The sequence below is a fragment of the Paenibacillus sp. SAFN-054 genome (assembly GCF_051966755.1).
In the GTDB taxonomy this organism is placed as follows: domain Bacteria; phylum Bacillota; class Bacilli; order Paenibacillales; family Paenibacillaceae; genus Paenibacillus_AQ.
The window spans coordinates 391,706-405,148 of sequence record NZ_JBQCKS010000005.1; the positions used below are offsets into that span (position 1 = coordinate 391,706).

A 13,443-nucleotide genomic window follows, 5' to 3' on the forward strand; every position below is an offset into this window, starting at 1 on the left:
AATTAGAACAGTGCCTGATCCTTGTCGATTCTGCGCACGATCAGGTTCGTCGCAATGACAAGCACAAAGCCGACCAAAGACTGGTACAGGCCTGCCGCCGCGCTCATACCGAACACGCCCATATCTTTCATGCTGCGATAGACGTAAGTATCGATGACATTCGTGACCTGGAACAGCGCGCCTGATTCGCGCGGAATCTGATAGAAAAGCCCGAAGTCCGAATGGAAAATCTGGCCGACCGCAAGGATCGTGAGAATGACCATGAGCGGCTTCAAATGCGGAATCGTCACATGGCGGATCTGCTGCCATTTGTTCGCTCCGTCAATGACGGCGGCTTCGTAATACGTCCGGTCGATGCCGGCTACCGCCGCGAGGTAAATGATGCCGGAATAGCCGAGGCTCTTCCAGGCCTGCACCAGCAGCAGGATCCAGGGCCAGTATTTCGGCTCGTTATACCACAGCCTCGGCTCCATCCCGAAAAGCTGCAGCGCCTGATTAAGCATTCCTTTATCCATGCTGAGGAAGGAAAAGGCAAAGTATCCCACAACCACCCAGGACAGAAAATGTGGAAGGATCATGCCGCTTTGGTACAATTTCGACATTTTCTTGTTCGTCAGCTCGCTCAGAATGATCGCCAGCGTGACCGGCAAAAACAGGCCGATGATAATGAACGCGAAGTTATACAGCAGCGTGTTGCGCGTAATGATGAAGGCATCGTGCGTCGCAAACAAAAATTTGAAATTGTCGAGTCCCACCCACTTGCTGTGCATAATCGCCCCGATCAGGCCGTCGCTGCTGTACTGGAACTCCTGAAAAGCAATCACATTGCCGATCATCGGCAGGTACTTAAACAAAATGAACCATATCGTGGCCGGGAGGACCATCAGCAGCAGCATCTTGTTCCGTTTGATTTTCTTGATGAACATCCTCATTGTCGAATTCCCCGCTTCGCTTTAAGTTGCCTGAAGACTTGTAATCTGTAAACGTTTACTTCATGGATTCATTATCACGTATAATCAGGCGAGGTCGAAAGAGGAATAATCTAATCATGAGCAGTAAAAACCAATGGTGTTCTTAAATATGCTGCGGGCAAAGAGGAGCCCAAGACAAACATCAAATAACCGCAGGAGACCCCTGCGGTTATTTGCCGATTGTGAGCTGCAGCCAAGGAAGGCTGCACCTGTCACCGATTCCTACTTGCTGCTGGCCTTTTTACTAAGGCCGGGCGGCTGAGTTACGATAATCCGATGGCGTAGAGCCTGTGAATTTCGTAAACTGCTTGTAAAAATAGTTCGGATCCGAATACCCGACCTTGACGGAAATTTCATTCGCTTTCAGATCCGTGACGACGAGAAGCTCCTTAGCCACGTTTATCCGGTAATTATTGACGTATTCCGTAAATCCGACGCCCTTCTCTTTTTTGAACAATTGGCCAAGATACACAGGATGAACGCCATAGGTATGGCTCAGCGTCTTCAACGAAAGCTCGCCGGCAAAATGATGATGAATGTCCTGTACAATTTTGCTGATGAGCGAGCTTTGGCTCCGCTCCGCCGTCTCCAGCGAGAGCAGCGCCTCGCGTGCGAATTGGACGACGTAACGCTGAATCGAATCCATCGATCGCATCTGAAAAAGCGCATTGAAATGATCCACCAGATATGTTCTTTTGGACCATTTGCCGATTTGAATCAACATATGGGCGGCAATATTCTGCACATCGGCCGGCGACGCCAGTTCCGTCTGCTTCAGATTTTTGAAGGCGGCTTCGATCCATTCGGCGACCCCCTCCGTGTCCCTGCCCGCCAATCGCTCGGTCAGCTCCTCCGCATTTCGGAGCATAACACCGTAGGGGTTAAATCCTCGGGCCTGCTCCCCGTCCAAGATGGATTGGCGGCTGTTGATGAGCCTGTGCGTCTGCAGGTTTTTGGCTTGCTCATAGCTTTCATGAACTTTCGTGAAGCTTTGAACGGTAATGCCGATCGACAGGAATACATCTACGCCGAGGCTTTCACGCAACTGGCTCATCACCTCGCCAAGCTCCGCTTGAAGAACGCTGCGGTCCAGCTCTGCCCCCTTTCCCAGCCAGACCAGTACGATATCCCCGTCCAGATCAACAAAGCAAAGGGTGCTGAGAGCGGACGGGCTCATGCCTCCAAGAAGGGATTGAAGCGTTCCATGGGCCTCAGACACGTACTCCATCCGCACTTCGTCCGATATCCCGTCTCCCTGCCGCTCAGGCTGCATGACACCGCACACCGCGACCGCGAAAGAACCGCCTCCCAGCGGCACGCCGATCAGTTCGGACCTTTGCTTCAGCTCAAGCGGCGATATGGTCTGCGTGACCCAACGGATCAGAATATTGTCCCTTAGAATCTGCTGTTCCTTGCGCGCGGCAAGCTGCTGCTGCAGGACATTGGCCAGCTTGACGATCACCGCCCTGAGCGTCGCCTCAAGCTCCTCCACATCAATCGGCTTCAGCAGATAATTTTCAATGCCAAATTTCATGCCTTCCTTCACGTATTGAAAGTCATCATAACCGCTCAGCACGATAAACTTCACGCCTGGGTCAATGGACCGGACGGTCTCAATCAGCTTAAGACCGCTCATTCCCGGCATGCGTATGTCGGTAATGATAATATCCGTCTCCTCTTCCAGAAACGCCTCCATCGCCTGTTCACCGCTGGCAGCCTGCGAGGTGATCTGAAGCCCCAACTGCTGCCAGTCGATGATGGCTCGAAGCCCTTTCAAGATGAGCGGCTCATCATCCACAATCATGACTTTGTACATGGCTGCATTACTCCTTACCCGCCGGAATGGTGATCCGAATGCACGTGCCTGCGCCATCCTCACTCTCGATTTCAAGCCCGTATTCCGAACCATAGTACATTTGGATCCTGCTGTTCACGTTGCGTAAGCCTATGGATTGCGGTTTGCCGTCCCACTCCTCCCGGACCCTGAAAGATTGCCGGATCTCAAGCAGTTCCTCGTAAGGGATCCCCCATCCGTTGTCCCGGATCTGAATCTGAACGTTGCCGCTCTGCATGCGGCCCTCGATCATGATCCGGTTATCCGGACGGTCCGCGCGGAAGCCGTGCAGCACATAGTTCTCGATCATCGGCTGAACGGACAGCTTCAGAATGTCCGCGTCCAGAATATCGCCTTCCAGGTCGAAGGAGAATTCAAGCTAATCGGGATAGCGGATTTGAAACAGCTCCAGATACTGCTTGCATCGCTCCATCTCTTCCGCCACCATGACGACCATGCCGCTTTTCATGGAATTGCGGAACAGATTGGCCAGCAGATAAATCATTTTGCCAACTTCCGGCACGCCCTGCGCGACGGCGTTCATCCGGATGGCTTCCAGCGTATTGTACAGAAAATGGGGATTGATCTGCATTTGCATCGCCACAATTTCGGCGTTTTTCTGTTTGATCTCTGAAATGTATACCTTCTCCACATAATCGTTTAACCGTTCACTCATTTTGTTGAAGTTGGAAGCGATCTGGTACAGTTCGTCTCCCCGTTCCAGTGGAATCCGTACGGACATCTGCCCGACGTTCAGCTTTTCCATGGCGCGTACGATGATTTTCGTTCGTTTCGAAAAACGCAGCATAATCATGTAGGTGAGAAGCACGGCGCCCGAAATGCAGACGAACGTAATCAAGACCATCCAACGCAGCAATACCTTCGAGCTTGCATTCGCCTCGCTGTTGTGCGCGACCCAGGCTACGATCACGCCAGCCTTATTCGAAGAAGACGAAGTAATATATTGTTCGCGGTTCATCCTGGATGAGCTCTTGCCGAGCAGCGGCGCGACGGGAAAGTTGTGGCCGTACATGCGGCCGCTGGAGTCGTAAAGCACTTCCCCGGCCCGCGTCATGACCAGCAGATATCCTCCGCCCAGCGTATGGATCCCCGGGACGGAGCGCGAAATGCCCGCAGCGCTGAAGTTGATGCTCATCTCGCCGATCGGCTTCAGCGTTTCCGTATCTTTGACTGCGGCGGAGAATGAAAAAGAAGGCTCCCCGGCGGCAAAACCGGCAGGAGTCGGATAAAGACGGCTCTGAGCAAGGAAGGAGTCTTCCTCGTTGGTCATTGTCTCATCGCCATCCAGCGGCGCGAGCATCTGAAGCGAGCTCAGCGAAACCTGATACAGCTTTTGCCGGCCCGATGAGAACACGATCGAATGAATATCATAACTACCCGATAAGTAGTCCTTGAACGCATTGCTGATCGTATTGACCGCACCTGGTGTATTATTGCTGAAATAATGATCAAAGCTGTAGGTCAGGTAATCGGAATAGCTCATTTCCAGCAGCGCGGTCACATCCCTCATCAAACTGTCGCTTGCGTACAGGCTCTCGACCATGATTCGCGAGAGATCAAGACTCTGATCCATATAGGCATTGACGCTTTCAAGCACTTCTTTTTCCTTGCTGATCTCCTTATCCAGCATGTACTGCGTGAAATACTGGTAAATGAAAAAGGAGAGCACCATCAGCGCAATGACGATAATGAGCGAGTAAAAAAACAGGATTTTGTTAAACAGCTTCTCTTCGAAGTATTTCCGGTACAGGTCTTTCAGTGTCCGGCTGGCACTCTTCAAGCACGCTCCTCCTTCTGCCCTCCCAACCTGGCTTTACCAGAAGGCTCGGCGAACCGGCAGCGGATCCTGATCCTGCATGAGCCGGTGTATCAACCTTTCCATCAGCTGCTGCTTGATCCCGGAATATGCAGGATCGTCAAACCGGTTCTGCCGCTCCTGGGGATCCGATTCGAGATCGAACAGCTCGCCGTATGTCTCGTCCGCGAAAATGACAAGCTTATGCTTATCCGTCCGCAGGCACTTGGCGTGTAAGCCGCGGTCATGCGCATCGTAGGAGGTCATCGCCGAGCAGCGTACCTGCTGCGCATCGCCCGCGGCTACCGGCTGCTGCGATATGCCCTGAATCCCTTCCGGCATCTCCGTACGGCCGATCAGCCCGAGCAGCGTCGGCACAATGTCCACGTGCTCCATCAACGCATCGGTCACAACGCCCTTTAGAACGCCAGGCCCCCTGACGATCATCGGGATGCGCGTAAGGCCTTCATAAAACCAGGGACCTTTGTACAGAAGCCCGTGGTCCCCCAGGAGCTCGCCATGATCGCTCGTGAAGACGACCACAAGCTCATCGTCCATCCCCTTCGCCTTCCAGGCATCCCGGATCCGGCCGATCTCTTCGTCAATAAACGTAATCATGGCATAGTAATTGCGAATGAGCAGCTTCATCAGCTCAGCGTCGCGAGAGTGCGGCTCTCCGCCGCCCGGCCAATACCCTTTGGACTTCTGGAGCCTAAGATGCTCAGGACGCCCCTGAATGTCGCCGAGATCCCCGGCCGGGCCCGGAACGTCCGACTGTTCATACCGTTTCGCATAGGCCACCGGAGGGTTGAAAGGGTGATGCGGGTCCACGAAGCTGCTCCATAAAAAAAGCGGCCGTTCCGCGGAGTGCTCCTCAATCGCACGGATGCTTTTGTCCGCGATCCACCGCGTCTGGTGCAGCTCAGGCGGAAGCCCGCTCTCCCACACGTCCCCTTGGGCATCGCCGGACCGGAAAAGATCTTTTTTCAAGCGTGCAGCTGCTCCAGGATCCCGTTTCGCAACGTCCTCCATGTATTCCCCAATCATATTGTCTTCCGATATATAATGCTCATCAAAGCCGTAGTACGTGCCGTCCCGTTCTCTTCCGCGGTCACGGACGGACACCTCTTCCGCCTCATGGACGAATCCCGTTTTGAGCTGCTGCCTGAAGTGCATTTTGCCAACTCCCACTGTACGGTAACCGGATTGCTTCAAATGGTCGCACAGCGTATCTTCCTCCTCGTTCAGCGACACCCCGATATTCCATGCCCCATGCACATGAGGGTAACGTCCGGTAAAAATGGATGCACGCGAAGGCGTGCAGACTGGACTCGCGCAGTATGCTCTATTGAAAACCGTGCCTTCCTTGGCAAGCGCGTCAAGGTTCGGTGTGATGACCGCGGCGTTCTCGAAGCCGAGGGCATCGGCTCTCATTTGGTCGGTCGTGATTAACCAGATATGCTTGGCTTGTGACATCTCCTGTTCCCCCTACGTTTCTGAAAATAAAAGAAAGAACTGTAAGCGTTTACAATCAAATTTATCATAAATACCTATCTTGAATAAAGTGGAATTTTCTAATAACCAGCTGGAAAAAGCCAAGAACTTAAGCTTCATTAAAAGCTGCCAGGCCGAGGGCTCCCGGTCTGGCAGCATTACTGCAAAAGGTGCTATAACGGCTAATTCCGCACACGGGACAGAACCGTAACCGGCTTCCGGCCGACAATCAGCTGCCCGCCGTCGGAGTACCCCTCTTCTCTTCCTTCCAATTCCTTGATGAGAATAGAGCGCCAATATTCGACCCGTTGCCGAAAGGCTTCATCATTCGCCGCGTTATGCAGCTCATAAGGATCATCCCTAAGCCTGAAATATTGCTCTTCGCCGGTTTGCGAGAACCAAATGTACTTTTCCTTGCCGTCGGTCAGCCAGTGGTTCGATTGGATGCCTTGGGTGTGCTCGCCATGCAGGTATGAACGCCATTTCGTCTGGCTGCCCGGGCTTACCGCAGCTTCTTCCGAGGCGAGCTTCAATACGCTGCCGCCATCCACCGAGCCGGGAATCGCCACACCGGCCGCTTCCAGCAGTGTCGGCATGATGTCGCGCATCTCGACCACCTCGTCCACCACTTTGCCGCGATCAAGTCCAAGCCGGTTGCCCGGGTCATTGACGATGAACGGAACCCGGGCGCTTCCTTCGTACGGCAAAGACTTCCGGAACAGATGGTGATCCCCCATCAGTTCACCATGATCCGATGTGAACAGAATCACCGTGTTTTCCTTCTCACCGTATTCAGCCAGCACCTGCATGAAGCGCCCGATCTGATGATCGATATGCGTGATCAGCGCATAGTAGGCCGCCATGGCATTCTGAAGGCGGCGCTTTGGCACCAGCCCCTTGCTCGTGAACGGGCTGAGCCCGTCCAGATCCGGGTCGGTTTCCATCGCCCAGTCTCCGACGGGCGGCTCCGGAATCTCGGCATCCTTGTACAGATCCAGATACGCCTGCGGCGGATCCAGTGGTGAATGCGGCCGTACGAAGGACATCCACAGGAAGAAAGGCTTGTCCGGATCGCGGCGGCGGAGAAAATCAATCGACTCCGTAACGACCCAGTTCGTCGGGTGGAGCTTCTCTGGCAGATGCCATGGGCGAGCGACTGTAGAAGAGTTGCAGTCCAGACCCAGATCCGTCAGGTCTGCTCCCGGCACCTGCTGGCGAAGCCAGTGCAGATAATCGTCCACCTCGTCGTAATGCTCGCGAACCGGGATGCTGTACTTGTTGCGGTTATGATGCAGATATCCGTCATGCAGGACGACGTTATGAAAGCCCATCAGATTTCTGGCCGGAAACACATGCATCTTCCCTACGCACTGGGTGTGGTATCCCGCTTTTGCGAACTCTCCCGGCATTGTATGCTCATACTTCCACGGCACTCGATCCTGATAACCGACACGCCCATGGCTTGTCTGGGATTGCCCCGTAAAAATAGCGGCTCTGGCCGGCACACAGGTCGGCGTTGCCGAGTAGGCACGGTCAAAGCGGACCCCGGTGCGGGCAAGTTCGTCGAGGTTCGGCGTCTCCACCACGGGATGCCCCGCAATGCTGAGGCAGTCGTAACGCATCTGGTCCACCGTGATCAGCAGAATATTCGGTTTAGCGCTCTCTTTGTTCTGATTCAAGCTTTTACCCTCCCTTAGAATCGAATTACGAATTAATCCCATTTAACCTCCAATTTGATTAAAAGTAAATGATAAAATGGATATAACCACCTGAACAAAAGCATTAAAATTCAGCATCACGCTAATTCCCTCAAATCTTTATTCCAAAAAGAATTAAAGTGGGTTATACTGAATCTCGAACACCGCAGTATAAAGCGAAAGAAGGAACTCAAGTCATGGAACTCCAAGGCAACAACAGGCTTAGGCTGAGCGGCCAGCTGTTCATTTCGTTTTTGAAAATAGGACCTACCACCTTCGGAGGCGGATACGCGATCCTCCCGGTGATTGATAAAGAAGTAACGGAATATCGAAAATGGCTTACCCCCAAGGAGATGAGCGAAATCACCGCTCTCTCGGGCGCGGCTCCCGGAGGCATCGGCGTCAATGTGGCTGCGCTCGCGGGCTACCGCATTGCCGGCATTCCCGGTCTGCTCTCTGCCGTCGCCGGTATCTCCCTCCCTACCATACTCATCATGCTGATTCTTTGTGCCGCGGCTACAGGCTTCAGCGACAACCGCTACGTCCAGGCGGCCCTGCACGGCATCAAGCCAACGGTCGTTGCATTGATCGTGTACGCCGCCGTCCGGATGCGAAAACAGGCGCTTCACAATGCCATTACCTGGGGCGTTGCCGTCACCTGCCTGCTCCTGCTTCTGTTCTTCCCGGTTCAGCCGCTGTTCGTGCTTGCGATCGGCATCGTCATCGGGCTCGTAGCGAAAGCCGTCTTCTCCTCCAAGGATACGGGGGCCAAAAAGCAGGAGCAGGGCGAGCATCATTCGATGTGATACGCTTCTGGTATACGTCTTTAGGATTAGCTTCCATCTATAGAAAAGAGGTTTCACCATGATGCTGTTAGAGCTGTTTTGGACTTTTTTTAAAATTGGTTTTATGTCCTTTGGCGGCGGTTACGCCATGCTGCCTGTCATTGAGCATGCGGCTTTGAAGGAAGGCTGGATGAGTGCGCAGCAGTATACGGAGGCTATTGCGCTGGCCGGGATGGCTCCAGGGCCGGTGGCGATGAACATTGCCGTGTACGTCGGTTATTCGGCAGGCGGCCCGGCAGGCAGCCTGATTGCCTCGCTCGGCATCGTATTCCCTTCGGCGATCATCATGTTTCTGGTTGCTACGGTTTTTTACCGTGTGTATGATAATCAATGGGTACAAGCGTCGCTGAACGGCATGAAGCCGGCGGTGATCGCCCTGATTGCTTACGCTGCCTACACCATGACCGTGCAATCCGGCTTTATCGCCGGCTTGTCCGTAAGCACCTTTGCCAGCATCGCGATCTTTATTGCTGCCCTGATCGCCATGATCCGTTTTCGCGTGCATCCGCTGGCGATGATTTTAGTTTCAGGGATGGTGGGGATTTTAATCTATGCTTAGTGAACATAAACAGCGCGTAGACGCTGACAAACGTATTGGGTCGCCAAAAGCGAAGGAGCTCTTTCAAGAAATCCGCCGCAAGCATGAGATCGGCAAAAACGATCTGCTCGCCGTAAGCGGCCTGACGGTCAGTACGCTGACCCGGGTTCTGGAGGAACTAGTCTTTGCCGGGCTTATATCCGAAAGCGGCCTTGGCATTTCCACGGGCGGACGCCGCCCTATTCTGTATCAGGTCCGTGCCGATTACGGCTATGCGTTCGGCCTGGATATTTCGCGCGTCACCTCCCGGCTCATACTGCTGGATTTGGCTGGTACCAAGCTGGATTCCAAGGAATGGCGCATGGGCGAGAACAACACCCCTGAAGTCCTGATGCAGCTCGTGGCATCCCAGGTAGAGGAGTGGATGGACAAGCATTCTATCGCCTTCGAACAGATCATCGGCATGGGCGTCGGTGCCGTCGGGCCGCTGAACCGGGAAACCGGCGTGATTGAAGAGCCCGAATGGTTTGCCGCTCCGGGCTGGAGCCATGTGCCCGCCGTACAGATGCTGGAGGATCGCCTCGGCTTCCCCGTGATGCTTGACAATGGCGCCAATACGGCACTGATTGCCGAATCCTGGGCCAACCGGACCAAGAATTTCCGCCATATGCTCTATGTGCACGGCGGGACGGGGCTCCGTCTTGGCATGATGACGGACAACAAGCTGATCCATGGCGCAGTCGATATGGAGGGCTCTTTCGGTCAGATGATCATCCAGGCCGATGGCCTTCCCTTCCGCACGCCTCAGGGCAATTTTGGCGCCCTGGATACCTATGCCTCGGTGTACGCCATCGAACGCGAGGTGAATTCCAGGCTGCGGACGGGCCGGAGCAGCGCGCTCCTTCAAATCATCCAGCCTGGGGAGCCGGCTAGGTTCCCGGATATCATGCAGGCGCTCAAGCTGATGGATCCGATGGTCACGGAAATCGTGACGCAGGCCGCGACGTATTTTGGCATCGGCCTGGCGAACCTGCTGAATATTTTGAACCCCGAGAAGGTAATTCTGGGCGGCCCGCTCATGACGGACTCCAGTCTGTTCTTTTACACGGCAACCCAAACGGCCATTCGCAAAACGTATCATTACCCTAAATATCAAGTCATCTTCAGCAAGGGTACCTACGGCGAAGAAGCGATTGCCATTGGTGCGGCGCAGTTGATGCTGAGCCAGTTAACGGTATAACCTTCAATCATCATCAGTTCACGAAAGAGAGGAGCATCCTGCCATGTCAGCCGATTCCAAGCCCCATTTGCCAAGCAGCCCGGATTCCAAGGCCACCGCCTCGGAGCAACCCGTACCATCCTGCTGTGCCGCACGTCGTACGGCCGTAGTAAGCGCATCCGGCTGCACCACGCCAGCCATGGATGAAATGAAGAAGCAAGCCGCCTCGGAGCCTGCAGCCATCACCGGCCTTTGGCCAGGACCGCTGACGGAAGCCGGCACATCATTACGCCCCGATCCTTCCGCTTGGCCCGTCATTCCGGAAGGAACGTACATCCTTGGCACCGATGACGGGGAAGGCTTCGCTTCCGATGCCGAAGGTCCGGCAAGACCGGTGCATGTGAAGTCGTTCCGCATCTCGCCTTATGCCGTCACCAACGCCGATTATGCGGCCTTCGTCTCCGCGACCGGTTACAAGACCGAAGCGGAGGCGTTCGGCTGGTCGTACGTGTTCCATCTGCTGCTTGCCGACCCGGCAAGCGCGAGCATCATGGGTTCACCGCAGCAGACGCCGTGGTGGCACGGCGTAGAAGGCGCTTATTGGCGCGAGCCGGAGGGTCCCGGCAGCAGCGTGGAGGACCGCATGGACCATCCGGTCGTGCACGTATCGTGGAACGATGCCCAAGCCTACTGTGAATGGGCAGGCGTCCGCCTCCCGACCGAAATCGAATGGGAAACCGCCGCTCGCGGCGGTCTCGAAGGCAAGCGGTACCCTTGGGGCGACGTGCTGCGCCCGGACGGCGAGCATCGCTGCAACATTTGGCAGGGCGTCTTTCCGACGAAGAACCATGCAAGCGACGGATACCTGGGCACCGCCCCGGTTGATGCCTACAAGCCGAACGGTTACGGACTTTATAACGTATCCGGCAACGTATGGGAATGGTGCGCCGACTGGTTTACGCAAGTCCCTGACAAGCGCGGCTCCTCCGAGCACCCGCAGGGTCCGGCGGAAGGCGTATCCCGCCTTATGAAAGGCGGCTCCTACCTCTGCCATCAATCCTATTGCAACCGATACCGCATCGCGGCCAGAAGCAGCAACACGCCGGACAGTTCCACGGGAAATACCGGCTTTCGCGTCGCTGCGGATATCTGAACGACCCAAAAAGAGTCATGCCTGCAAACCGGTTCACGGTTCACAGAGGCATGACTCTTTTCATCTTCATTCGGGCGTCTTACATTTTCATGGCACTGCCTGCCAAACCTTCCGCAAACTGTTTGCTTGCAAAAATGAACAGGATGATCAGCGGAATCGAAGCGATGACATAACCTGCGAACAGCGGTCCGTAATTCGTCACGAACTGCTGCTGAAAGGATACCAGCCCCAAGGTGAGCGGCTTCAGCTTGGCATCGTTGATGACCATCAAAGGCCACACATAATCATTCCAGGTGTTCAGAATGTTCAGGACGCCCAGCGTCGAAATGATCGACTTGGACAGCGGCATGACGATCGTGAGCAGAATCCGGAGCTCTCCGGCTCCGTCGAGCCGCGCCGCCTCAAACATTTCTTCCGGGAGCGAGGCGAAAAAGGAACGGAGCACGAAAATGCAAAACACTTGTCCCCCTGCAATGTAAGGCCCCCAAAGCCCCAACCAGCTGTCCACCAGGTGAAACTGATTCACGAGGCCGAACAAAGGCACCAGACTGAGCACGCTCGGTATCATCAGCAAGGCAATAATCAGAAAGTAAATCTGTTCTTTCATAAAAAAGCTCATGCGTGCCAGCGGATAGGCCGCGAGGCAGGAGAAGACCAGCACGCCGACGACGGTCACGCCGCTGATGACGAAGCTGTTCCAGATGTAATCGGAGATCGCCGTCCAGGCGTCCTTGTAATTGGCGAGCGTGAACGGAAACGTGACCGTCCAGCGGTGCAAATTAAACTGATTGGCATCTTTGAAAGACAGATTGATGAGCATGAGCAGCGGGATAAAGGTCAATAATCCCAGCACAATCAGCACGATGTTACGGACCCACGCGCCCCTATCAACTCTCATGATTAGCCGCCCCCTCTCAATCCGGACTGTATTCCGTATCCGACTTGATGTATTTGTTATTGATCAGTGTGAAGATGAAGATGAGCACGAACAGCACAAGCCCAATGGCACTCGCATAACCGAATCGGCTCGCAGACATGGCGGCCTGGTACATAATGAAGCCCGGAACGGTCGTCGAATAACCTGGTCCCCCTCCCGTCAGCACCAGCTGATTCTGAAAGGCTTGGATGCCACCAATAATGTTCAGGATCGCGATCAGCTTGATTTGTGACGTAATGAGCGGCACTTCGATTCTCCAAATCAAGGACCAGCCTGTGGCGCCATCCATTTTGGCGGCTTCGATAACGGATCTGGGGATATTCTGAAACCCCGCCAGATAAATCAGCACACCCACCCCGTTGACCCACGGGAAGCCGATCAGCATAAACGAGGCCAGCGCTGTATCCGGCGATCCGAGCCAAAGCGGCAAATGCTCTTCGCTCACCCCAAACGACGACAGGAGCGAATTGATCAGCCCGACCTCCGGGTTGAGAAGGAACTGCCACAGCAGCAGGATGACCATTCCCGGAATCACCAGCGGAAACACGAACATCAGCCTGTAGAAATGCTGAAGCCTCGGCTTTTGGACCTTATAGATGAATTCCGCGGCAATAGCCGGAATCGTGACCGAGACGAAAACCGAAAACAAGGTGATGATCAGCATATTGCGGAAACCTGTTTGAAAATCCAGGGACTTCATCATCTCCACAAAATTATCGAAGCCGATAAAATGAGGAGCATTGAAACCGTTCCAGTCCGTAAAAGAATAATAGAGCGCGGACAGCGCCGGATAATAGTTAAACGTGAGTAAGGAGATCAGCGTGGGTGCGAGAAACAGATAGGGAATCCATCGCTTCAAGCCGTACGAGCCACGGGTCTTCATGGATGCCACCCCTTTATCGCGGGGGAGGCTTCCCGCCTCTCCCGCGGATGTGATGA

The 13,443-nt window shown here is 54.5% G+C and carries 12 protein-coding genes; 4 read left to right on the forward strand and 8 right to left on the reverse strand.

Annotated features, from left to right (window positions below):
* Positions 1-2: 2 nt before the first annotated feature.
* From ACTHPM_RS22970 to ACTHPM_RS22995, 6 genes are all read right to left on the reverse strand, one after another.
* The gene (locus ACTHPM_RS22970) at positions 3-932 is read right to left on the reverse strand and encodes an ABC transporter permease (protein WP_440397779.1); all 930 of its coding nucleotides are present in this window, start codon (positions 930-932) and stop codon (positions 3-5) included.
* Positions 933-1,215: 283 nt separating this feature from the next.
* The gene (locus ACTHPM_RS22975; protein WP_440397780.1) at positions 1,216-2,787 is read right to left on the reverse strand and encodes a response regulator; all 1,572 of its coding nucleotides are present in this window, start codon (positions 2,785-2,787) and stop codon (positions 1,216-1,218) included.
* 7 nt (positions 2,788-2,794) lie between these two features.
* Positions 2,795-3,115, reverse strand: coding sequence for a sensor histidine kinase (locus ACTHPM_RS22980; RefSeq protein ID WP_440397781.1), 321 nt, complete (start codon positions 3,113-3,115; stop codon positions 2,795-2,797).
* A gap of 69 nt (positions 3,116-3,184) precedes the next feature.
* On the reverse strand, positions 3,185-4,606 hold the full coding sequence (locus ACTHPM_RS22985) for a cache domain-containing sensor histidine kinase (protein WP_440397782.1): 1,422 nt from the start codon (positions 4,604-4,606) through the stop codon (positions 3,185-3,187).
* 33 nt (positions 4,607-4,639) lie between these two features.
* Positions 4,640-6,097 carry a sulfatase family protein gene (locus ACTHPM_RS22990; RefSeq protein WP_440397783.1) on the reverse strand — a complete coding sequence of 486 codons (1,458 nt, stop codon included), beginning with the start codon at positions 6,095-6,097 and terminating at the stop codon, positions 4,640-4,642.
* 200 nt (positions 6,098-6,297) lie between these two features.
* Positions 6,298-7,794 carry an arylsulfatase gene (locus ACTHPM_RS22995; RefSeq protein WP_440397784.1) on the reverse strand — a complete coding sequence of 499 codons (1,497 nt, stop codon included), beginning with the start codon at positions 7,792-7,794 and terminating at the stop codon, positions 6,298-6,300.
* Positions 7,795-8,009: 215 nt separating this feature from the next.
* Here ACTHPM_RS22995 and ACTHPM_RS23000 point away from each other — a divergent pair, with 215 nt between their 5' ends.
* Genes ACTHPM_RS23000 through ACTHPM_RS23015 form a run of 4 tightly spaced genes read left to right on the forward strand, consistent with a single transcriptional unit; the run spans position 8,010 to position 11,567 of the window.
* The gene (locus ACTHPM_RS23000; RefSeq protein WP_440397785.1) at positions 8,010-8,618 is read left to right on the forward strand and encodes a chromate transporter; all 609 of its coding nucleotides are present in this window, start codon (positions 8,010-8,012) and stop codon (positions 8,616-8,618) included.
* A gap of 58 nt (positions 8,619-8,676) precedes the next feature.
* Positions 8,677-9,216 (forward strand): chromate transporter, encoded by a 540-nt coding sequence (locus tag ACTHPM_RS23005; protein WP_440397786.1) that lies wholly within the window; start codon positions 8,677-8,679, stop codon positions 9,214-9,216.
* Positions 9,209-10,435: an ROK family protein gene (locus ACTHPM_RS23010; protein WP_440397787.1), complete on the forward strand. Its 1,227-nt coding sequence runs from the start codon at positions 9,209-9,211 to the stop codon at positions 10,433-10,435. The genes ACTHPM_RS23005 and ACTHPM_RS23010 overlap by 8 nt, the downstream gene beginning before the upstream one ends.
* 43 nt (positions 10,436-10,478) lie before the next feature.
* On the forward strand, positions 10,479-11,567 hold the full coding sequence (locus tag ACTHPM_RS23015) for a formylglycine-generating enzyme family protein (protein WP_440397788.1): 1,089 nt from the start codon (positions 10,479-10,481) through the stop codon (positions 11,565-11,567).
* Between the two features lie 79 nt (positions 11,568-11,646).
* Here the strand turns inward: ACTHPM_RS23015 and ACTHPM_RS23020 are convergent, their stop codons facing one another.
* Positions 11,647-12,465: a carbohydrate ABC transporter permease gene (locus tag ACTHPM_RS23020; protein WP_440397789.1), complete on the reverse strand. Its 819-nt coding sequence runs from the start codon at positions 12,463-12,465 to the stop codon at positions 11,647-11,649.
* Positions 12,466-12,481: 16 nt separating this feature from the next.
* Positions 12,482-13,387, reverse strand: coding sequence for a carbohydrate ABC transporter permease (locus ACTHPM_RS23025; protein ID WP_440397790.1), 906 nt, complete (start codon positions 13,385-13,387; stop codon positions 12,482-12,484).
* Positions 13,388-13,443 lie beyond the last annotated feature (56 nt).

Excerpts from the sequence above, each read along its gene's own strand:
- ACTHPM_RS22970 (WP_440397779.1), bottom strand. The coding sequence starts at position 932 with ATGAGGATGTTCATCAAGAAAATCAAACGGAACAAGATGCTGCTGCTG.
- ACTHPM_RS22975 (WP_440397780.1), bottom strand. The coding sequence starts at position 2,787 with ATGTACAAAGTCATGATTGTGGATGATGAGCCGCTCATCTTGAAAGGG.
- ACTHPM_RS22980 (WP_440397781.1), bottom strand. The coding sequence starts at position 3,115 with ATGATCGAGAACTATGTGCTGCACGGCTTCCGCGCGGACCGTCCGGAT.
- ACTHPM_RS22990 (WP_440397783.1), bottom strand. The coding sequence starts at position 6,097 with ATGTCACAAGCCAAGCATATCTGGTTAATCACGACCGACCAAATGAGA.
- ACTHPM_RS23000 (WP_440397785.1), top strand. The coding sequence starts at position 8,010 with ATGGAACTCCAAGGCAACAACAGGCTTAGGCTGAGCGGCCAGCTGTTC.
- ACTHPM_RS23005 (WP_440397786.1), top strand. The coding sequence starts at position 8,677 with ATGATGCTGTTAGAGCTGTTTTGGACTTTTTTTAAAATTGGTTTTATG.
- ACTHPM_RS23010 (WP_440397787.1), top strand. The coding sequence starts at position 9,209 with ATGCTTAGTGAACATAAACAGCGCGTAGACGCTGACAAACGTATTGGG.
- ACTHPM_RS23015 (WP_440397788.1), top strand. The coding sequence starts at position 10,479 with ATGTCAGCCGATTCCAAGCCCCATTTGCCAAGCAGCCCGGATTCCAAG.
- ACTHPM_RS23020 (WP_440397789.1), bottom strand. The coding sequence starts at position 12,465 with ATGAGAGTTGATAGGGGCGCGTGGGTCCGTAACATCGTGCTGATTGTG.
- ACTHPM_RS23025 (WP_440397790.1), bottom strand. The coding sequence starts at position 13,387 with ATGAAGACCCGTGGCTCGTACGGCTTGAAGCGATGGATTCCCTATCTG.